The organism is Saccharopolyspora erythraea (assembly GCF_018141105.1).
Taxonomy (GTDB): domain Bacteria; phylum Actinomycetota; class Actinomycetes; order Mycobacteriales; family Pseudonocardiaceae; genus Saccharopolyspora_D; species Saccharopolyspora_D erythraea_A.
Genome location: NZ_CP054839.1, coordinates 5,749,044 through 5,768,598, shown reverse-complemented (window position 1 = coordinate 5,768,598; position 19,555 = coordinate 5,749,044). Strand labels below are relative to the sequence as shown.

Annotated in this window: 18 protein-coding genes and 1 pseudogene; 10 read left to right on the top strand and 9 right to left on the bottom strand. The window is 70.6% G+C overall.

Annotation, left to right across the window (positions count from 1 at the left end; genetic code table 11):
* Nucleotides 1–12 precede the first annotated feature (12 nt).
* Nucleotides 13–1,062, bottom strand: coding sequence for an Lrp/AsnC ligand binding domain-containing protein (locus tag HUO13_RS25765; protein ID WP_211897621.1), 1,050 nt, complete (start codon nucleotides 1,060–1,062; stop codon nucleotides 13–15).
* A 150-nt stretch (nucleotides 1,063–1,212) separates the two neighbouring features.
* Here HUO13_RS25765 and HUO13_RS25760 point away from each other — a divergent pair, with 150 nt between their 5' ends.
* Nucleotides 1,213–2,718, top strand: coding sequence for an AbgT family transporter (locus tag HUO13_RS25760; RefSeq protein ID WP_211903154.1), 1,506 nt, complete (start codon nucleotides 1,213–1,215; stop codon nucleotides 2,716–2,718).
* Nucleotides 2,719–2,762: 44 nt separating this feature from the next.
* The gene (locus tag HUO13_RS25755; RefSeq protein WP_211897620.1) at nucleotides 2,763–3,917 is read left to right on the top strand and encodes a M20 family metallopeptidase; all 1,155 of its coding nucleotides are present in this window, start codon (nucleotides 2,763–2,765) and stop codon (nucleotides 3,915–3,917) included.
* Between the two features lie 98 nt (nucleotides 3,918–4,015).
* On the opposite strand, the gene HUO13_RS25750 is transcribed toward HUO13_RS25755, so the two are convergent.
* Complete coding sequence (locus tag HUO13_RS25750) at nucleotides 4,016–4,405, bottom strand: hypothetical protein (RefSeq protein WP_249124049.1); 390 nt, start codon at nucleotides 4,403–4,405, stop codon at nucleotides 4,016–4,018.
* 136 nt (nucleotides 4,406–4,541) lie between these two features.
* Here HUO13_RS25750 and HUO13_RS25745 point away from each other — a divergent pair.
* Nucleotides 4,542–4,751, top strand: a pseudogene (locus HUO13_RS25745) (SDR family oxidoreductase); the annotation flags it as partial.
* Between the two features lie 16 nt (nucleotides 4,752–4,767).
* Here the strand turns inward: HUO13_RS25745 and HUO13_RS25740 are convergent.
* The gene (locus HUO13_RS25740; protein WP_211897619.1) at nucleotides 4,768–5,238 is read right to left on the bottom strand and encodes an Lrp/AsnC family transcriptional regulator; all 471 of its coding nucleotides are present in this window, start codon (nucleotides 5,236–5,238) and stop codon (nucleotides 4,768–4,770) included.
* A 128-nt stretch (nucleotides 5,239–5,366) separates the two neighbouring features.
* Here HUO13_RS25740 and HUO13_RS25735 point away from each other — a divergent pair.
* Both HUO13_RS25735 and HUO13_RS25730 read left to right on the top strand, forming a co-directional pair.
* Nucleotides 5,367–6,244 (top strand): IS5 family transposase gene (locus HUO13_RS25735; RefSeq protein WP_211896822.1). Its coding sequence is split into 2 segments (ribosomal slippage): nucleotides 5,367–5,705 and nucleotides 5,708–6,244, totalling 876 coding nucleotides; the frame shifts between segments, so codons are not numbered across the junction.
* Nucleotides 6,245–6,272: 28 nt separating this feature from the next.
* A complete protein-coding gene (locus HUO13_RS25730; RefSeq protein WP_211897618.1) occupies nucleotides 6,273–7,196 on the top strand; it encodes a PhzF family phenazine biosynthesis protein in 924 nt (307 codons plus the stop codon).
* A gap of 71 nt (nucleotides 7,197–7,267) precedes the next feature.
* Here the strand turns inward: HUO13_RS25730 and HUO13_RS25725 are convergent, their stop codons facing one another.
* Nucleotides 7,268–8,521 (bottom strand): NAD(P)/FAD-dependent oxidoreductase, encoded by a 1,254-nt coding sequence (locus tag HUO13_RS25725; RefSeq protein ID WP_211897617.1) that lies wholly within the window; start codon nucleotides 8,519–8,521, stop codon nucleotides 7,268–7,270.
* 37 nt (nucleotides 8,522–8,558) lie between these two features.
* Complete coding sequence (locus HUO13_RS25720; protein WP_211897616.1) at nucleotides 8,559–9,887, bottom strand: MFS transporter; 1,329 nt, start codon at nucleotides 9,885–9,887, stop codon at nucleotides 8,559–8,561.
* Nucleotides 9,888–10,087: 200 nt separating this feature from the next.
* Between HUO13_RS25720 and HUO13_RS25715 the strand changes: the two genes are divergently transcribed.
* Nucleotides 10,088–11,377, top strand: a complete 1,290-nt coding sequence (locus HUO13_RS25715; RefSeq protein ID WP_249124048.1) for an IS110 family transposase — start codon at nucleotides 10,088–10,090, stop codon at nucleotides 11,375–11,377.
* A 29-nt stretch (nucleotides 11,378–11,406) separates the two neighbouring features.
* Here the strand turns inward: HUO13_RS25715 and HUO13_RS25710 are convergent, their stop codons facing one another.
* Entirely contained in the window at nucleotides 11,407–12,675 is a 1,269-nt protein-coding gene (locus HUO13_RS25710) for a M24 family metallopeptidase (RefSeq protein WP_211897615.1), read from the bottom strand.
* Between the two features lie 137 nt (nucleotides 12,676–12,812).
* Between HUO13_RS25710 and HUO13_RS25705 the strand changes: the two genes are divergently transcribed.
* The gene (locus HUO13_RS25705) at nucleotides 12,813–13,823 is read left to right on the top strand and encodes a LysR family transcriptional regulator (protein WP_211897614.1); all 1,011 of its coding nucleotides are present in this window, start codon (nucleotides 12,813–12,815) and stop codon (nucleotides 13,821–13,823) included.
* A gap of 159 nt (nucleotides 13,824–13,982) precedes the next feature.
* Nucleotides 13,983–14,786, top strand: a complete 804-nt coding sequence (locus HUO13_RS25700; protein WP_249124047.1) for an SAM-dependent methyltransferase — start codon at nucleotides 13,983–13,985, stop codon at nucleotides 14,784–14,786.
* A gap of 117 nt (nucleotides 14,787–14,903) precedes the next feature.
* Here HUO13_RS25700 and HUO13_RS25695 read toward each other — a convergent pair whose 3' ends face one another.
* On the bottom strand, nucleotides 14,904–15,302 hold the full coding sequence (locus HUO13_RS25695; RefSeq protein WP_211897612.1) for a (R)-mandelonitrile lyase: 399 nt from the start codon (nucleotides 15,300–15,302) through the stop codon (nucleotides 14,904–14,906).
* A 77-nt stretch (nucleotides 15,303–15,379) separates the two neighbouring features.
* Nucleotides 15,380–16,417 (bottom strand): zinc-dependent alcohol dehydrogenase family protein, encoded by a 1,038-nt coding sequence (locus HUO13_RS25690; protein WP_211897611.1) that lies wholly within the window; start codon nucleotides 16,415–16,417, stop codon nucleotides 15,380–15,382.
* Nucleotides 16,418–16,648: 231 nt separating this feature from the next.
* On the opposite strand from HUO13_RS25690, the gene HUO13_RS25685 reads away from it, so the two are divergent.
* Together HUO13_RS25685 and HUO13_RS25680 are read left to right on the top strand one after the other, a co-directional pair.
* On the top strand, nucleotides 16,649–17,530 hold the full coding sequence (locus tag HUO13_RS25685) for an aldo/keto reductase (RefSeq protein WP_211897610.1): 882 nt from the start codon (nucleotides 16,649–16,651) through the stop codon (nucleotides 17,528–17,530).
* A 174-nt stretch (nucleotides 17,531–17,704) separates the two neighbouring features.
* Entirely contained in the window at nucleotides 17,705–18,589 is an 885-nt protein-coding gene (locus HUO13_RS25680) for a helix-turn-helix domain-containing protein (protein WP_211897609.1), read from the top strand.
* A 47-nt stretch (nucleotides 18,590–18,636) separates the two neighbouring features.
* On the opposite strand, the gene HUO13_RS25675 is transcribed toward HUO13_RS25680, so the two are convergent.
* A complete protein-coding gene (locus tag HUO13_RS25675) occupies nucleotides 18,637–19,356 on the bottom strand; it encodes a helix-turn-helix transcriptional regulator (protein WP_211897608.1) in 720 nt (239 codons plus the stop codon).
* Nucleotides 19,357–19,555: the final 199 nt, after the last annotated feature.

The window sequence follows — 19,555 nt, the reverse complement described above, 5'->3', positions numbered from 1 at the left end:
GCGGGGTTCCGCTCAGCCGGTGCCTTCGGCTGGTCCACCGGCCGTGCGGCGAGCGAGGATGTCGTGCCGGCGTTCGCCGAGCAGCACGTCCTCCTCGCGGTCGATCCACTGCCTGCGCAGCACTCCCAGCGCGATGGACATGGCCGTCTCCCGCACGCCGGGTAGCGCGCCGAGCTCGTCGGTGACGAACGACGCCAGATCGTCCTCGCCGCGGAACACGCCGTGGTGGATGAGCGCGGAGCTGCCCGCCACCATGACGGTGAAGCGGCCGGAGGGGTGCCGGGAGAGCGCGTCCAGCGCGCTCGGGATGTGCCGCGGCTGGACCTTGACCGCGCACAGCGCGGTGACCGGGAAGCCCACCGCGGCGGGCTCGACCTCGACCCGCGGTCTCGCGGCACCGCCGTCCAGCAGGGACTGGATGACGCGGTAGGCGGTCGACCTGCTGAGGCCGAGCTCGCGGGCGACCTGCGCCGCCGAGATCCGGCCGTCGTCGAACAGCAGTCGCAGGACTTCGAACTCGGTGGTGCTCAGCGGCGGGACGGTCCGCGGCTCGCCGCCGGTGCCCGGTAGCCCGTGCTGGGAGAGCGCCGCCGCCTGCTCGGTGGTGAGCCGTCCGATGCGCCAGTCGATGCCCTGCCGGACGGGGCGCAGCACGAGCTCCGAGTGCAGGGACGCGACGCCGGGAATGCTCGGCAGGTCGCGCGAGAGCAACCGCCTCGCGTCGGTGCCGGCGAGCGGGTAGATGGTGCAGTGGATGTCGGCGTCCCCGGTGGTGATCAGGATCGACTGCGCCTCCGGCACGGCCTGCAGCGCGGCCGCGACCTGCTCGGTCCGTCCGGGCTCGCAGCGGATCCACACCACGTAGGGGTTGCCGCTGGTGATCAGCGACCAGTGCACCGTGGAGATCACCCGCACGAGGCGCCGCCGCTGGAGCTGCTGCAGCCGCCTGCCCACCGTGGTGGCCGAGCTGCCGAGCACGTCGGCGATGACGTTCAGCGGCACCCGGGGGGCCAGTTGCAGTGCCGCGATCAGGTCGAGGTCGGCGTCGTCGAGAGCATCCACGTGGGCATCCTAATGGGAACGATGCGCCCGATTACAGGCTTTCGATTGACACATCCTCGCGCCGTGGTGTTGCATTCGCGCACAAGTTTTCAGGTGGAAGGCGGTGGCGGCGTGCGTCGAGCGGTTCGGGAGCGGCCGGGAACCTCGCTGGTGCTCCGTGCGCTCGAGGTCGTGGACCGGGTCGGCAACAAGCTGCCCCATCCGTTCTGGCTGTTCGTCATCCTGGGCGGGCTGGTGGTCCTGGCGAGCTGGCCGCTGGCCGCGCTCGGGGTGTCGGCGGTCTCGCCCGCCGACGGGGAGCGGATCGCCGTGCGCAGCCTCGTCTCCGGTGAGGGCGTGCGGATGATGCTCGGCGACCTCATCGACAACTTCGTCAACTTTCCGCCGCTGGGCCTGATCGTGGTGGTGATGCTCGGCGTCGCGGTCGCCGACAAGACCGGCCTGCTGCCCGCGATGATGCGCGGTGCCCTGTCGCGGGTGCCGCCCAGGCTCGTCACCTTCGCCGTCGCCCTGACGTCGATGTTCGGCCAGGTGGCCTCCGATGCGGCGTTCGTGGTGATCATCCCGCTCGCGATGGTCGCGTTCCGGGCGGTGGGGCGCAGCCCGGTGATCGGTGCCGTCGTCGGTTACGTGTCGGTCGGTGGCGCGAGCAGCATCGGCCTGGTCATCACCGGCAGCGACGCGGTGTTCGCGGGCGTCACCACGTCGGCCGCGCACACGATCGACCCCGGCTACGCCGTCACGCCGGTGTCGAACTACTACTTCTCCGCGGTGTCCTCCGTGGTCCTGGCGATCAGCATCACGGTGATCACCGAGCTCGTCGTCGCCCGCAGGGTGGCCGCGATGAACCGCGCCGAGCCGGAGCTCACCGACGTCGAAGAGCTGCCCGACATGACGCTGTCCGCCGAGGAGAGGACCGGCGTGCGGCGCGCGCTGGTCGCCGCCGCCGCGTTCCTGGCCGGAGTCGTCCTGGCGGTGCTGCCTTCCGGATCGCCGCTGCGCGGCGACGGCGGGTCCATCGTGGACTCGCCGTTGATGGACAACGTCGCCGTGGTGCTGATGCTGTTCTTCCTCGTGATCGGCATCGTCTACGGCGCGACCGTCGGCACGGTCACCGCGCCCGGCGACGTTCCCGAGCTCATGGCGCGGGGCCTGCGGGAGCTGGTGCCGGTGCTCGTGCTGTTCTTCGCCGCGTCGCAGTTCCTCGGATACTTCAAGTGGACCAACATCGGCCAGGTGATCGCCATCGGGGGTGCCGATCTGCTGCGCTCGCTGGGCGCGAGCCCGGTGCTGATCTTCATCGGCGCCATCCTGCTCGTCAGCGTGCTCAACCTGCTGCTGACCAGCGGGTCGGCGATGTGGGCGCTGGTGGCCCCGGTGCTGGTCCCGATGCTCATGCTGCTGGACATCCAGCCGGAGACCACGCAGGCGCTGTTCCGGGTCGCCGACGCGCCGACCAACAGCCTCACGCCGATGAGCCCGTACTTCGTCATCGCGCTCGGTTTCATCCGCCGGTACCGGCCGTCGGCGGGCGTCGGCACGCTGATGTCGCTCGTGCTGCCGCTCGCGCTGGTGAACCTGTGCGTGTGGACCCTGCTCTTCCTCGCCTGGTACGGCCTCGGCCTGCCGCTCGGCCCGGGCGTGCCGATCCGCTGACCTCCCGCGCTCATCGTCCACAACAGACAGAAAGGCCCTGCGCCATGCCCGCCCGGCGACTGTCCGACTGGTGCCATGACCGGCTCGACGCGATTCTGGCCGACCTCCGGCTGCTCGTGGAGCACGAGTCGCCCAGCTCGCGGAAACCGCTGCTGGACAAGACCGTTTCGGCCATCACCACGTGGCTGACCGACCGGCTAGGCCGCCCCGACGAGTGCCACCGGCACCAGTACGACGACTGCGGCGACCTCCTGGAAACCGTGTACCGCGGCACCACGGCAACCGAGGTTCTGCTCCTCGGCCACTACGACACCGTGTGGCCGGAGGGGACTCTGGCGGACTGGCCGGTCGAGATACGCGACGGCAGGATGGCCGGACCCGGTGTCTTCGACATGAAAACCGGCCTGGCCACGGGGGTGTGGGCGCTGCGCGCCCTGCGGGAGCTCGACCTGCCGCGGCCCACCGTGCGGCTGCTGTTCAACGGCGACGAGGAACTCGGCAGCCCGCGCTCGCGGGCCCGGATCGAGGACGCGGCCGCCGGGGCCGCGGCGACACTGGTGCTGGAACCGGGAAGCGGGTGGGACGTCAAGACCGAGCGCAAGGGCGTCGGCATCTTCACGCTGACCACCACCGGTGTCGAGTCGCACGCGGGCCTCGACCCGACGGCGGGCGCGAGTGCCGTGCACGCGCTGTGCGAACTGGTCGGCAGGCTCGTCGCGGGCCAGGACCCGAGCGCGGGCACCACGATCAACGTCGGCACCATCACCGGCGGCAGCGCGCGCAACGTGGTGGCCGCATCGGCGACGTGCCTGGTCGACATCCGGGTCGAATCCGCGGAGGAGGCCGAACGGATCGACCGCGTCCTCGCCGGACTCCGCCCCGCCGACCCGCGGGTCACCCTGGCGGTGCGCGGCCGGTGGAGCAGGCCGCCGATGCGGCTCACCCCGTCCGGGCGGCGGCTGTTCGCCCTCGCCGACGAGGTGGCCACCGAACTGCGCGGACCGCTCGGCGCGCTGCACGTCGGCGGCGGCAGCGACGCGAACTTCGTGGCCGCGCTCGGCCTTCCCGTGCTGGACGGACTCGGCGCCAGCGGCGGCGGAGCGCACGCACGGCACGAGCACGTCCTGGTGGACGCGTTGCCGCACCGGACCGCACTCGTGGCGGGGCTGCTGCACCGGCTCGCCACCGAGCGGGTGTAGCAGCGCTGCCAGGGCCGTCGCCACTCGCTACGGCCGGCGGCTCCACGAACGGAGCCGGCCCCCGTCCGCCCAGGGCACGGTTCCGGACGCTGTGCGGTTCAGGGGGTCGTGCCGGGTCGAACGGAGTCGAGGAAGTGCGAGAGGCGCGGGAGCAACACATCCGCGGACATGGCGCCGAGGTGGTCCTCGCCGGGGATCACCTCGACCGGCCAGCCCAGTGCTTCGAGCTCGGCCTGGTGGCGGGTGACGATCGCGCCGAGGTCGGCGATCGGCTCGGTTCCCGCGGTGATGCGGTCCTCGCCGCCGACGAAGCACAGCCTCGGGCAGGTGATGCGCCGCTGCGCGGCGCGGTCGTCGAAGCCGGCCAAGTGCTCGTAGTAGGTGACGAACCGGGTCAGCTGGGCTCGTTGCTCCTCGGGGATCTTCTGGCCGAACGCGTCCAGTTCCACGTCGGCCAGCGCGCGGCTGTAGTAACTCGACGAGATCAAGAACCTTGCGGCGGAATTCCGCGGGATACCGGCGGGGCAACGAACCTCCCAGAGGTCGAGTAGATCACTGAGTATCCAGTAACCCGACTCCACCGAACCGGGGGTAGATCAAAGCCTCCGAACTAACGGGGGAACCTCAGTGCATCCCGGAGTCATCCGGACCCCGATGATCCAGGACCTGCTCGACGAGCAGGGCGACCAGCAGCCCGACATCGTGCGCACCCCGATGCGCCGTGCGGGACGCGCCGACGAGGTCGCGCCCACGATGCTGTTCCTGGCCGGTGACGAGTCGTCGTTGGTCACCGGAGCCGAGCTCGTCGTCGACGGCGGACTGACCGCGCACTGAGCCCGGCAGCGCGAGCTCAGCCGCCCGGTCCGTCCACGGGAACGGGCCGGTCGGCGACGATGTCGTAGACGAGGTCGGTGGTGACCGAGCCGGTGCGGGCGAGGTCGCTGGTGATGGTGTCGAGGTCGGCCATGTCCGCGGCGAGCACCTCCATGACGTAGCAGGATTCGCCGGTGACCCGCACGCATCGGACGATCTGCGGGCTCTTGGCGAGGTGCGCCTCGACCTTGTCGTAGAGGGCACCGTGCACCTTCATCCGGACCAGTGCGCGCAGCGTGAACCCGAGCGCCGAGGGGTCGACGCGGGCGGTGAAGCCCGTGATGATCCCGTGCTCTTCCAGCCGGCGCAGGCGCACCCGGGTCGCCGAGAGTCCGAGCCGCGCCTGCCGGGCCAGGTCGGTCATCGAGAGGCGGCCGTCGCGTTGGAGAGCCTCCAGCAGCACCCGGTCGACCTCGTCGAGCTCCGGTGTCACGCGGCGTGTGGTCATGCGCGGATTCTGCCGCAGATTCTGTGGTGATCCGCCCGGAATCGCGTCATCGTGCGCTGTGATTCGGGGGTGGGGCGTACCTAGGGCCTGTTTCATAAGTCGATCAAGGTTTGAGATGATCTTGTCTTGTGGGGCGTGGTGATCTGACCAATGACCAGTGGGCGAAGCTGGAGCCCTTGCTGCCCAAGGGAAAGAAGTCCGGGCGTCCGCCGAAGCATACGAAACGCCAGCTCATCGACGGGGTTCGGTACCGGGTCCGGACTGGGGTGCCGTGGCGGGATCTGCCGGAGCGCTACGGCCCATGGGAGACGGTGTATGGGCTGTTCCGGCGGTGGCAGCGGGATGGCACGTGGAAGCGGATTCTGACCGCGCTGCAGACCGATGCGGACGCTGCGGGCCTGATCACCTGGGATGTCAGCGTGGACTCCACCGTGGCCCGTGCACACCAGCACGCGGCCGGTGCCCGTCAAAAGGGGATCTCCAGAAGGAGCCCCCGGGCGGTGTCGAGTTCGAACCAGCCGATCACGGGCTGGGGCGCTCCCGCGGAGGATTGACGACCAAGACTCACCTGGCGGTCGAGCAGGGGCAAAAGCCCATGTCAATCGTGATCACAGCTGGCCAGCGGGGTGACTCGCCCCAGTTTCAGGTGGTGCTCGACCGTATCCGAGTGCCCCGGCGTGATCGCGGTCGGCCGCGCTGCCGCCCGGATCGGGTGCTCGGCGACAAGGCCTACGGGTCCCGCGCCAACCGCGCCTACCTGCGCAGACGCGGTATCCGCTGCACCATCCCGGACAAGGCGGACCAGATCCGCCACCGCAAGAAGAAGGGCTCCCGAGGAGGACGACCACCCGCATTCGACGAGGAGATCTACAAGCAGCGGCACGCCGTCGAGTGCGGGATCAACCGTCTCAAACGGAACCGAGCCGTCGCCACCAGATACGACAAGCTCGCCGTCCGCTACGAAGCCACCGTCACCATCGCAGCGATCAACGAGTGGCTGCCATGACTTTCGAAACAGGCCCTAGTCTCGTGGCATGTCCTCATGGTTGGCAGAAATCCGCGATCCCGTTCCGTTCGCCCTGGTCGACGTGTTCGGGTCGAGCCCGTTGTCCGGCAACCCGCTGGCGGTGGTCGACGCCTGCGAGCTGGGCGGCGAGGGACCGCCGTCGCACTGGATGCAGCAGGTCGCCCGCGAGATGAACCAGGCGGAGACCACGTTCGTGCTGCCCGCCAGGAGCGGGAGAGCGCACAAGCGGCTGCGTTCGTTCACCGCGGGTGGTGTGGAGGTGTTCGGCGCGGGCCACAACGCGCTGGGCGCGTGGTGGTGGCTGCTGGCCACCGGACGGGTGCCGCGCCCGGACGACGGGGTGATCGTGCAGGAGATCGGGGACCGGCTGCTCGAGGTGCGGGTCGGGGATTCGGGCAGGCTCACGATGGCGCAGACCGCCGCCGCTTTCGGTGCCGAGGCCGAGCCGTCGGCCGTGGCGGCAGCGGTCGGGCTCGCAGCTGAGGACCTGGACCCCGAGATTCCGCCTCGCGTGGTGGGAACCGGCGCCGACCACCTCATGGTCGGCATCGCGAGCAACGCGGCGCTGGACGCGGCGGCCGTCGACAAGAAGGCCCTGGTCGAACTCGCCCGGCACGTCGGAGCGCAGGGGGTCTACCTCGCCGTCGTCGGCGACCGGCGGCCGGTGGCCACCGCATCCGCCCGGTTCTTCAACCCCGGCTCCGGTCTGGACGAAGATCCCGCCACGGGGAGTGCGGCCGGGCCGTTGGCCGCCTACCTGGCGCACCTCGGGATTCTCGACCGGACGGGGGAGCTACTGGTGCACCAGGGCGAGTCGATGCAACGGCCCAGCACCATCGCGGCGTTCGCGGGGGCCGGTGGCGAGGTGACCGTCAGCGGGTCGGCGGTGCTCAGCGCGGAAGGGCGTCTGTGCGGACCGAGCCGGGACTGAACCAAGGATTTCAGGAGGGCCAAGCGGCTGCGCCGCTTGTGAAGCAGACCGCGACGCACCCCCGGGACGGCTCATCGCAGGGGGTCCAGTTGCCGCAGCCACGCGGGACCGGGTCGTCCCGTGATCGAGTCCGCGAGGAGTTTGCCGGTCAGCGGGCCGAGGACCATGCCCCACATGCCGTGACCGCCGGCGACGTGCACGCGGGGAGACGTGGTGGGGCCGACCAGGGGGAGCCCGTCGGCGGTGCACGGCCGCGCACCGACCCAGTCCTCCCGGCGGGCCTGCCAGTCGACTCCGGTGAACATGGGACGCGCGGAGTCGATGATCGTCCGGATGCGGCGTGGATCGAGCGGGGCGTCGGCGTGGCGGAGCTCCATCATCCCGGTCACCCGGAACCGGTCGCCCAGCGGTGTGCAGGCCACTCGTTGCGCGGGCAGGTAGATCGGGTGGGTGGGCATGGAGCGGGGTTGGATGCTGAAGCTGTAGCCCCGTGCAGCCTGGACGATGCGGCGCACGCCGAACGGCCGGGCGAGTCCGGTGAGCCAGGCTCCGCCGGCGAGGACGACCGCATCGGCCCGGATGTCCGCACCGGCGGTGGAAACCAGCCGGACCCCGGACGCGCCCAGGTCCGCGATGTCGGCTGCGTCGAAGCCTTCGACGATCTCCCCGCCGCGCGCGCGAACGCCGCGTGCGAGTGCCTGCATGAAGTCGGGCGGGTTGATGAAGCGCTGGCCGTGCACGCGCACACCGGTGACCACGCGACTGCTCAGAATCGGTTCCAGGGCACGGAGTTCGTCGCCGTCGACGAGCTCGTGGCGTGCCTCGCCGCCGTGTTCGCGGACCGTGTCGAGCTCGCGGGTCAGGTGGTCGCGGTCGTGGACGTCGGCGCAGGCGGCCAGCAACGGCTTGCCCTGCCGGGTGGGCGCGGAGACGCCACCGGCGGCGAGTTCGTCGTAGGCATCCAGGCTGACCTGGTTGAGCTGGGTGAACACCGCCATGGCGCTGCGCCACCGCGACGGTGTGCAGTGCGCGGCGAACTGGGCGAGGAAGAGCCACAACCGGCGGTCGGCGGTCGGTGCCACGGCCAGCGGTGTGCGAGGCCGGAGCGCGGCGGACAGACCGTAGCGCAGAGTGCCGGGTTCGGGCAGGGGCACGGTGAACGCAGGGTTGAGCATGCCCGCGTTGCCCCACGACGCACCGGCCGCGACCCCGGCGCGGTCGACGACGGTGACGCCGACACCCCGGTCCTGGAGGAACCAGGCCGTGGCCAGACCGGCCATGCCTGCTCCGACGATCGCGACGTGTTCGGGACTGGTGGATGGCACGCGGGTTCCTCCTTCGCTCACGACAGGTTCCGCGCGGTCAGGCCCGGCTGGGCGTTGACGCGGGTGTGGGGTTCAGCGGCTTTCGCGCGGTTTCCGGGCTCGCCAGGATCGGCACCAGTGCCACCAGCGAGACGAGGGCGAGGTAGAACGCGGGCATGTACAGGTTTCCGGTGGCGTTGACCAGGATGGTCATGAGCAGCGGTGCCGTCCCGCCGAACACGGCGAACGACAGGTTGTAGCCGACGGCGACGCCGGTGCCGCGGACCCGTGCGGGGAACAGCGCGGGCAGGGTCGCGGTCGTGGTGCCGAGCACGGGGATGTGGCACAGCGTCAGCATCAGCAGCCCGGCCAGGGTGTGGCCCCACGTGGCGTGACCGATCAGCCAGAACGCGGGCAGGGCGAGCACGGGATAGCCGATGGCCGCGGCGGCGAGCATGGTCCTGCGGCCGAGCCGGTCCGACAGCGCACCGGCGACGGGGATGGACGCGGTCAGCACCGCGCCGACGACGAAGGTCTGCGCCTGCGCGGTCGCCGCGGACATTCCCAGGTTCTGTTCGAGGTAGCTGGGCATGTAGGTGAGCAGGACGTAGGTGCCGATGCTGGAGTAGATGACGATGCCGCCGCAGATGAGCACGCGGGTGCGGTGCCGGGTGAACGCCTCCCGCACCGGCGCCTGGGATTCCGCCGCCTGCTCGGCGAGTGCGTTGAAGGCGGGCGTGTCGGTGAGCCGCAACCGCAGGTAGAGGCCGATGGTGCCCAGTGGGAGTGCGACGAGGAAGGGGATGCGCCAGCCCCAGGAGTGCAGGGCGGCCTCCGGCAGGGCGTAGGTGAGATAGGTGGTGATGCCCGAGGCGAGCAGGAAGCCGCCGATCGCCCCGAACTCCAGCCAGCTGGCCCACAGTCCGCGGCGGGCGTCGGGTGCGTACTCGACGACGAAGGTGGCGGCACCGCCGTACTCGCCGCCGACCGCGAACCCCTGCACGAGCCGGGCCAGGATCAGCGCGATCGGCGCGAACGCGCCGACGGTGGCGTACCCGGGCAGCAGGCCGATCGCGAAGGTGGCGAGCGCCATGGTGAGGATGGTGATCGACAGGGTGCGCTTGCGGCCGATGCGGTCGTTGAGCGGGCCGAGCACGAACGCCCCGAGGGGGCGGATCAGGAACGCCACCGCGAAGGTCGCGAACGAAGCCAGCAGCGACAGCGTCGGATTGCCCGGTGGGAAGAACACCGCGCCGAGAACGCCTGCCAGGTAGCCGTAGGTCGCGTAGTCGTACCACTCGGTGGCGTTGCCGATCATCGCGGCCGTGACGGCACGCCTGCGCAGCGCCGGGTCCACCGCGGCAGTGGGCTCAACGGGTGTGGTCACTAGTGCACCCTCTTCCGTGCGAGCTCTTGGATGGAGCTTGTGGTAGGAACTAGGCGGAAGTCGGGGTGACGGCCTGGTTTGGTCGCCCTTCGAGGGCTTGCATGACACTGCCGCCCCCGGCTTCCCTGGAACCGTGAAGCGATGACAAAGGGATGCGCCGTAGAGCGCCGGTTAGTGACCACTCTGCTGTCGGTTCCCTCGTGTCCGTCTGGTGCCTGCCCTGGATTGTGATCAGGAAGGCGGCATCGTTGTTGTCGCAGCACGATGGGCCGTTGTTCTTCGTCGGGATTGACTGGGCCGCGGTCGAACACGCTGTGTGTGTGCTGGACCGGGACGGCCGCAGGGTCGTCGCGTTCACCATCGATCACACCGCCGCCGGGTTCGCTCGGCTGGCCGCCCGGTTGGGCAAGCTCGGCCGGCCCGAGCAGATGCCGATCGCGATCGAGCGCCCGGACGGGCGGCTGGTGGATGCGCTGCTGGAGGCAGGGCATCCGGTGCTGCCGGTCAAACCCAACGCGATCAAGGCGTGGCGTGAAGCCGAGGTGCTTTCCGGCGCCAAGAGCGACCCTGGTGATGCCGCGGTGATCGCGGACTACCTGCGGGTGCGCATCCACCGGCTGCGTCCCGCCGCGCCGTTGTCGGGTCACACCAAGGGATTGCGCGCCGTGGTCCGTACCCGAGCCGACCTGGTCGAGGCCCGGGTGGCTGCGACCAACCAGCTGGCCGCGCTGTTGCAGGCCTACTGGCCCGGAGCCGAGGCGATCTTTGCCAACGTCGCCTCGGCGATCGCGCTGGCGTTTTTGACCCGGTACCCAACGGCCGCGTCCGCGGCCAGGCTGACCGACAAGCGGCTGGCCGCGTTCTGCGCCGAACAGGGCTACTCGGGCAAGAAGCCCGCTGCGGTGCTGCTGGCCCGCCTGCGTGCCGCTCCGGCCGGCGTGACCGAGCCCGACCTCTGTGCCGGGGTGCGGGACGCCGTGCTGGCCCAAGTCACCCTTCTGACCACACTCAATACCGCGATCAAGGACCTCGACCGCTGCATCGCCGAGAAGATGAAGACCCACCCCGACGGGGAAATCTTCCGGTCCTTCCCCCGTGCCGGCACCATCAACGCAGCCCAGATCCTGGCCGAGTGGGGCGACGCCCGCGCCGCGTTCGGCCATCCCGACGCGATCGCCGCACTGGCCGGGATCACCCCGGTCACCAAGGCATCCGGCAAACAACGCAGCGTGTCGTTTCGCTGGGCCTGCAACAAACGCCTGCGTCTGGCGATCACCACCTTCGCCGCGAACAGTCGCTTTGCCAGCCCCTGGGCCGCCGACATCTACAACCGGGCCCGCGCCTCGGGCAAGGACCACCCCCACGCCACCCGCATCCTCGCGCGAGCCTGGGTCAGGGTGATGTGGCGCTGCTGGCAAAACAACACGCCCTACGACCCGACCCTGCACCGAGCCACCCAACACCAGGTCGAACAACAGACCGCAGCCTGACTTCGATCTTGAGGTTGACACAAGGGGTGTCATGACGCGTGCTCCCCGAGTTCGATGACGTCGGCAGGGCCGTGCGTCAGAACGCGCGCCCCGTCGCGTTCGACCACGAAGGTCTGGCTCAACCCCACGCAGCGCCTGCCGAACGACCGGAACGAGCCGGGTATGTGGAAGACCATTCCTTCTTGCAGCGGCTCGTGGTTGCCGCTCGTGATGTGGAACGGCAGACCGTCCATCCAGTGCGGCTTGTGCGCCAGCCCCACCGGATAGCCGAACAGGTGGTGGAACACCACGTCCTCGGGCAGCGGTCCGAGAGCCTCGCTCGCGTGCGCGGCGACCTGGGAGCACGGCATGCCCGGCTTGGCGTGGGCGAGCACCGCCGAGACCGCGGTCCGCGAGAGCTCGGTCAGAACTCGGTCGACGGCATCTGGCCGCCCACGCAACACGGTGCGCATCACGGGTGCGTGGTAGCGGTGGTGTGTTCCGGCGAATTCCAGGAAGGTCGGGCCGGCGCTCAACGGTTCCCCGCGCCAGCTCGAGTGCGGGATGCCCGCCCGCGGGCCGGTGACCACGACCGGGCCCCACGCGGAGACCGAGTTGGCGTGCTCGATCAGGGCCGCCGCGATCGCGGCGGCGACTGAGGAATCCGTCGCATGGGGTTCGGTAGCCGCCAGGACCGCGGCCCGCTCGCCCGCGCCGGTGGCCACGGCGGCCTGCTCAACGCAGCGGATCTCCGCGGGCGAAAGCACGAGCCGCTCCCGCTCGACGAGGTGGTCGGCATCGACGACGGTCACCTCGCGCTCGGCGAGCACCTCCACCGCACGCGGAGGAGTGGAGGTGTGGGCCGTCTCGATGCCCACCCGCGCGGTGCGGGGCAGGCCACCCACCGCGTCGTCGAGGAACATGCGCAGCCCCTGCAACGCGTCGGTGTACGCGCAGTAGCGGAGGTGGTCGACCCTGGCGCTGGCCAGGGCCCGCCCGACTTCCAGGTCGGGCACGTAGAGCGTCGTGGCGGAGTCGGTCACCACCAACGGCTGCGGTGCTGTTTCCGCGGTGTGGTAACCGCAGACGTACTCGATGCTCGAGGGCCGGAACACCATCAGCGCGTCCAGCCCGAGCCGCGACATCCGTTGCCGGATGCAGTCCAGGCGCGCTTCGTACTCGGCATCGGTGAAAGGCCGTGGCTCCGCCGTGGCGACGCCGTCCATCGCTGCCGAGGTCAGCCACTTCGGTGCGGCGCCGCGGTCCAGTCCCGTGACCGTCGGCGGGGACACCGTTCGCTGCTGTTCACCCACGAGCATCTCCCTGGTCGCTGGCGGTGGCAGGAGTCGCGCCGGAATGCGGGTTCCGCGGCGCGCGTGCGGTACGGGGAAGTCTGCGCGCGTCGTCGCTTCACGTCCATTTGTGAAATCTGCGCTGGAAGTTTTAGCGTTCCTTCATGGAACTGTCCCTGCGGCGGTTGCGGATCCTGCACGAGTTCGCCCGGCGCGGAACGGTCACCGCGACCGCGCGGGCGCTGCACTACACGCCGTCCGCGGTTTCCCAGCAGCTCGCAGAGCTGGAACGGGAGGTCGGCCACGTCCTCCTGGAGCCGGTAGGGCGGCGCCGTCAGCTCACCGACACCGGCCGGACGCTGGCGATGCACGCCGAACAGATCCTGGCCGCCGAGGAACGAGCCAGGATCGCACTCGAGCAGCAGCACGACGTGGTCACCGGCACCCTGACCGTCGGTGTGCTGGCCACGGTCGCGGCGTCGCTGGTGCCGCCGGCGCTGGCCATCCTGTCCCGGAGGCATCCCGGACTGGCCGTGCGCACGCGGGAGGTGAGCCCGGAAGCCGCGTTGACCGCGGTCCGCGACGGAGACCTGGACATGTCGTTCGTCCTGGACTACCCGCCCGATGCCTCCGCGCCATGGGAGCTGAGCCTGGACGCCACCGTCGTGGCTGTCGAGCAACTGCACCTCGTCGTTCCCGCCGGGATGTTCCAGCATGGTTCTCCTGTCGAGCTGGCCGATCTCGCCGAGTGCTCGTGGGTCGCATCGGGCCGGGACACAGACTTCGGGCGCGCTCTGCTGGCGGTGTGCCGACGCGCCGGCTTCGAACCGCGCATCGCCCACCAGGTCGACGAGCAGGCGACCGCCATGGCCATGGTCGCGGGCGATCTCGGCATCACCCTGGTCGCCGACCTCGGCCTCACGCTCCGGCCGCGGGGTGTCGAGATCCACCGGCTCCAGCAGCCGATCGCCCGTCGCGTCATACTGTTGCGCCGCAACGCCACCCGTCAGCGTCCGTCCGAGTCCGCGTTCCTGCGGGCGGTCCTGGACGCCGCCGCGTCGCTGGAGCTGGCTCCCTCCGGCCACCCCGAGACGAGTCCGAGCGTCATCGGCCGCACCTCGGGCCCGACGAGTTCCGCGAGAACCCGTTCGAAGGAGTTCCCGGCGTCACCGTGACGGCGGTTGCGTCGTCGGCCGAACGGAAGCCGGATATCACCGGAGAAGAGTAATGATCACGCCGGACGTGTGCACTATCCTGCCCGGCAAGGTGACGCAGCGCTTGCGCCGACACGCGCGCCGCACCGCGAAGCCGCGCAGGAAGGGGCGATGGGGTCGATGCCGACGCAGGACGGAGTGCAGGCTCCATCGGGAGTCGACGAGTCCGTGCCCAGCGCGGCGCGAATCTACGACTGGCTGCTCGGTGGATCGCACAACTTCGAAGCGGATCGCCAGTTCGGGCAGCAGCTCCTCGCCCAGCACCCCTACACCCGCCACATGGCGATGCTCAACCGCAACTTCCTCCGCGTCGCCGTGGAGATGATGCTGGAAGCGGGCATCCGGCAGTTCCTGGACCTCGGTTCCGGCATTCCCACCGTGGGCAACGTCCACGAGATCGCGCACCAGCGCCACCCCGAGAGCCGCGTGCTCTACGTGGACAACGAGGCCGTCGCCGTGGCGCACACCGAGATCCTGTTGCAGGACACCGAGAACGCGACCATGGTGCGGGCCGATGCCTGCGACGTCGACGCCGTGATCGGGGATGAACGCACGCGCGAGATGCTGGACCTGTCGCAGCCTCTCGGGCTCCTGGCCGTCACCCTGTTCCACTACGTCCCGGCGGAGAGCAACCCGGCGCAGGTGATGGCCCGCTACCGCGACGTTCTCGCACCCGGCAGCGTCCTCGCGATGACGCATCTGTTCACCGATCGCGCGACGGAGGAGATCGTCGAGCTGATGCGCCGGACTCAGAACAACGTGTTTCCCCGTACCAGGGAGGAGATCGCCGGGTTCTTCGGCGACCTCGACGTCGAGGAGCCCGGCCTCGCACCGGTCTCGTCGTGGCTCGCGCACCAGGGCGTCGACGTCGACCAGGACGACGGTGCGGGACGTCTCCTCGCCGGCGTGGCGCGAAAGCGCTAGCGCCTCGCGCGGATTCGGGCTCCACGAGGAACCCACTGCGCGGCGCTCCCGCACGGACACCGGGTAGGAACGCGATCACGCGGTTGCCAGGCTGGGCGCCACGTGATCGCGTTTTCCTTACCGCGCGCCGTACTCGTCGTCGGTGACGTGCTCGCCCCACTCGGTTTCGGGGCGGTCGTCCTCGGGCGCCTCCCACATCGCGAGGTGGCTCATGAAGTGGTCCGGGGCCGCGCCGTGCCAGTGCCACTCACCGGGTGGTGTGTACACCGTGTCGCCCGGGCGCATCTCCACGATCTCCCCGCCGCGTGCCTGCACGAGCCCGACGCCTTCGGTCACGTGCAGCGTCTGGCCGACGGCGTGGGTGTGCCAGGCCGTACGGGCGCACGGCGCGAACCGGACGACGTTGACGCGCATGCGCGACGGCGCCTCGCCCTTGGCGATGACGTCGAAGTACACGTCGCCGGTGAACAGCTCCGCCGGACCCTTGGCCGACGGTTGCTTCGGTAGCAGTTCCATGGTCCGTTCCTCCAGCCGGGAATCGCGGTGTTGTTGACGAATCGGTGCGCACGCCCGAGGTGCGCACCGCATGCGGCTCAGGGACGCACCATCACCTTCAGCGCCTCGCGGTCGGCCATGGCGCGGTAGCCGTCCGGGACCTCGTCGAGCCCGACGGTGCGGTCGAACACCTTGCCCGGCTCGATCTTCCCGTCGAGCACGTCCGGCAGGAGCTCGTCGATGTAGGCGCGGGCGGGGGCGACTCCGCCGGTGAGGGTGATGTTGCGGAAGAACATCGTCTCGAACCCCATCGGGCCCTCCTCGTACTGCGGCACCCCGACCCGGCTGATCACGCCGCCCTCGCGGGCGACACCGAACGCGGTCTCCAGCGCGGGTTTAGTGCCGACGCATTCCAGCACCCGGTGCGTGCCGTCACCGCCGGTGAGGTCGCGGACCTTGGCGACACCTTCCTCGCCGCGCTCGGCGACCACCTCGGTGGCGCCGAACTCGCGGCCGAGATCGGTGCGGTCGGTGTGGCGGCCCATGAGGATGATCCGCTCCGCGCCGAGGCGCTTGGCGGCCAGCACCGCCGACAGGCCCACGGCGCCGTCGCCGATCACGGTCACGCTCGTGCGCTGGTCCACCCCCGCGGTCACCGCGCAGTGGTGTCCGGTCGGGAAGACGTCCGACAGCGTCAGCAGCGACGGCAGCAGCGCCGCGTCCTCGCCCACCGGCAGCTTCACGAGCGTCCCGGCCGCCTGCGGCACCCGCACGGCCTCGCCCTGGCCGCCGTCGACGTCGCCGGCGCCCCACATGCCGCCGTGCCGGCACGAGGGCTGCAGTCCTTCCGTGCAGAAGTCGCAGGTGTTGTCGGCCCACACGAACGGGGCCACCACCACATCGCCCGGAGCGAGTCCGGACACCTCCGCGCCGGTCTCCTCCACGACGCCGAGGAACTCGTGTCCGATCCGGTCGCCGTGGTCCGAGCTCGGCTTCGAGGCGTAGGGCCACAGGTCGCTGCCGCAGATGCACGCGCGCAGCACGCGCACGATCGCGTCGGTCGGCAGCTTCAGCTTCGGGTCCGGCACGTCTTCCACGCGCACGTCGCCGGCCCCGTAGAGCAAAGTCGCTCGCATCAGAACTCGCTTCTCGATCTTGTTTCCCCGAGACCGCGTGTTCCGCGGTTCTCGTGGGTCTGCCGGGTCGGCTGCGGTTCGCCGGTGCGCTCATCGACGGGCACTGCTGCCCAAGCACCCGGCTGCCGACACGTTCCAGCCAACACCGGGTCCCGGCCGCGCGGGAGGGACTGTCGTGCCAGGTAACGGCAGTCCCTCCCACGTGCGCCGAGTCGTTCCTAGCGTGGAGGCATGACCACGAGCTTGACCTTGAGCAACGGCATCGGGATGCCGGCGCTGGGGTTCGGTGTGTTCCAGACCCCGCCCGAGGAGACGGTCGCGGCGGTCGAGACCGCGCTGCGCACCGGGTACCGGCACATCGACACCGCGGCGGCTTACGGCAACGAGCGCGAGGTCGGCGAGGGCATCCGCCGCTCCGGCCTCGACCGAGCGGACATCTTCATCGAGACCAAGGTCTGGATCAGCGACTACGGCTACGACGAGACCCTGCACGCCTTCGACAAGAGCGCGGGAAAGCTCGGCGTCGAGCAGATCGACCTGCTGATCCTGCACCAGGCGCTGCCGTCGCGGTTCGACCTGACCCTCGACGCCTACCGCGCGCTGGAGAAGCTGCTCGCCGACGGGCGCGTGCGTGCGATCGGCGTCAGCAACTTCATGCGCGACCACCTGGAGCGCCTGCTGAAGACGGCCTCGGTCGTGCCCGCGGTCAACCAGATCGAGGTGCACCCGTACTTCCGCCAGTCCGACGTGCTCGCGGCCGACGCGGAGCACGGGATCGTGTCGCAGGCGTGGTCCCCGATCGGCGGCATCACCTTCTACCGCGACAGCGGGCACACCAGCACGCTGCAGGACCCGGCCATCGCGCGCATCGCCGAGGCGCACGGCAGGACGCCTGCCCAGGTGATGCTGCGCTGGGGACTGCAACAGGGCCGCTCCGTCATCCCGAAGTCCACCCGGCCCGAACGCATCGCCGAGAACTTCGCGGTGTTCGACTTCGACCTCGCCGCCGACGAGCTGGCGGCGATCGACGCGCTCGACACCGGTGTCCGCGGCGGACCCGAACCCGAGGACATCACCTTGGAGACCTTCGGCCGGGACATCCCCGAAGCCTGACCACAGTGCCCGCGGACGGCTCGGGGCTCGCGCCGTCCGCGGGCACTCGAGTTCAGCGGCGCGCTGTCTCGCCAGTGCCGCCGCGCGGGGATCGTGCCTGGTCAGGGAGTCGCGGCCGTCCCAGGTACTGCCAGGACCTCCCTGGGATCCGGCCGGCCACCTACCGTGGGGTGCATGGCCCGGATCGACCACCGCGCCGAGGTCCGCGAGTTCCTCAGCTCGCGGCGGGCGCGCATCACCCCCGAGCAGGCAGGGCTGCCCGCCTACGGCGGCACGCGCCGCGTCAAGGGACTGCGCCGGGAAGAGGTGGCGATGCTGGCCGGCGTGTCGGTCGACTACTACGTCCGCATGGAGCGGGGCAACCTGTCCGGCGCTTCCGAGGCGGTGCTCGACGCGCTGGCCGCCGCCCTGCAACTGGACGAGGCCGAGCGCGACCACCTGTTCGCCCTCTCCCGGGCCACGGCGGGCCGCGGTCGGCGCCGTACGCCTCCGACCAGCGTGCGCCCGGCCGTCCAGCAGGTTCTCGACGCCATCACCGACGCGCCGGCCTGGGTGCGCAACGCCCGCCACGACATCGTGGCCATGAACCGCCTCTGCCGTGCTCTCTACGCGCCCGTCCTCGCCGACCCCCGCAGGCCGGCGAACACCGCGCGGTTCGTCTACCTCGACCCGGCCGCACGCGACTTCTTCGTCGACTGGGACCGCGTCGCCAACGACGCCGCCGCGATGCTGCGCCTCGAAGCCGGCCGCCACCCCCAGGACAAGGCGCTGATCGAGCTCGTCGGCGAACTCTCGACCCGGAGCGAGGTCTTCCGGCAGCGCTGGGCCTCGCACGACGTGCAGTTCCACCGCAGCGGCCAGAAGCGGATCCACCACCCCGTCGTCGGCCAGCTCGATCTCAGCTACGAGTCGATGGAACTGCCCTCGGAGCCGGGGCTGGTCCTCAACGTCTACACCGCCGCGCCGGACAGCCCGACCGCCGACGGCCTCAAGATGCTCGCGAGCTGGGCCGCCACCCAGGAACTCACCGAAGATCCACTCACGTCCGACCACACCTGATCCGCCGGAGCCGATGCGGCTTCCGAGCCGCCGCACCGAGGCCGGCTCTACGGCTCGGCCGGGGTGCGCAGGGTGACGCAGCACTCCCCGGGGCGCGGTTCGAGGACGGCCTCCACGGATCGGGCCTGCAGACCGGCCAGGAACCCGCGCAGGAACGCGTGGTTGAGCCCGCACACCAGCTCCGGCGATTTCGCGGTCAGCGGGTGGAACGGGCAGTTGCGCAGCCGGACGCAGGTCGGCGTCTCCCGGTCCGGTTCGAAGCCGTAGCCGGCGAGCGTGTCCTCGGCCTTGGTCAGCGTGCGCTCGGCGCCGAGACGGCCGGGGCGGCTGCGGTTGCGCTCCTCGGTGCCGAGGCGGTGCCCGCGCTCGCGGGCCGTGCGCATCGCCGCCTCGACCGCGGTCTCCTGCTCACCCTCGGTGAGCACGGCGTCGAGCAGGACGTCGGCCAGCAGGTCGGGTCTGCGCGGCGGGATGCTCACCCCGATGTGGGTGTCGGTCGGTTCGTAGACCTTCGGCGTGCGGCCGACCTTGCGGATGCCGCCCACCGGTTCGAACCGCGCGCACAGCAGCCCGGCGTCGACGAGTTTGTCCAGGTGGAAGGCGGCGAGCTTGCGGGAGATGCCGACCGCGGCGGCCGCCTCGTCCCGGCTCACCGGCCGCCGGGCGCGGCGGATGAACTCGTACATCCCGCGCCGCAGGTCGTCGGCCAGCACGGCCACCGCCGCCACCGCCGAACCCGTCCGCTCGCCGCCCTCGGGCACCTCCATGGGGCAACCCTAGCGCGTTCTCGGTTCATCGCGGTGTCCGAAACTCGACAGACAAACCCGTCTGCCTGCGGCGTTGACCGGGGGGCGGCAATAAGACTAGCGTTTGTTGGCGAAAAGTGGGGCGGAGGGGAGGTGCGCGGTGGACGATCCGCTGCGGCAGGTCGGCACGAACGCCGCGAAACGGCGTCGCGCGTCTCCA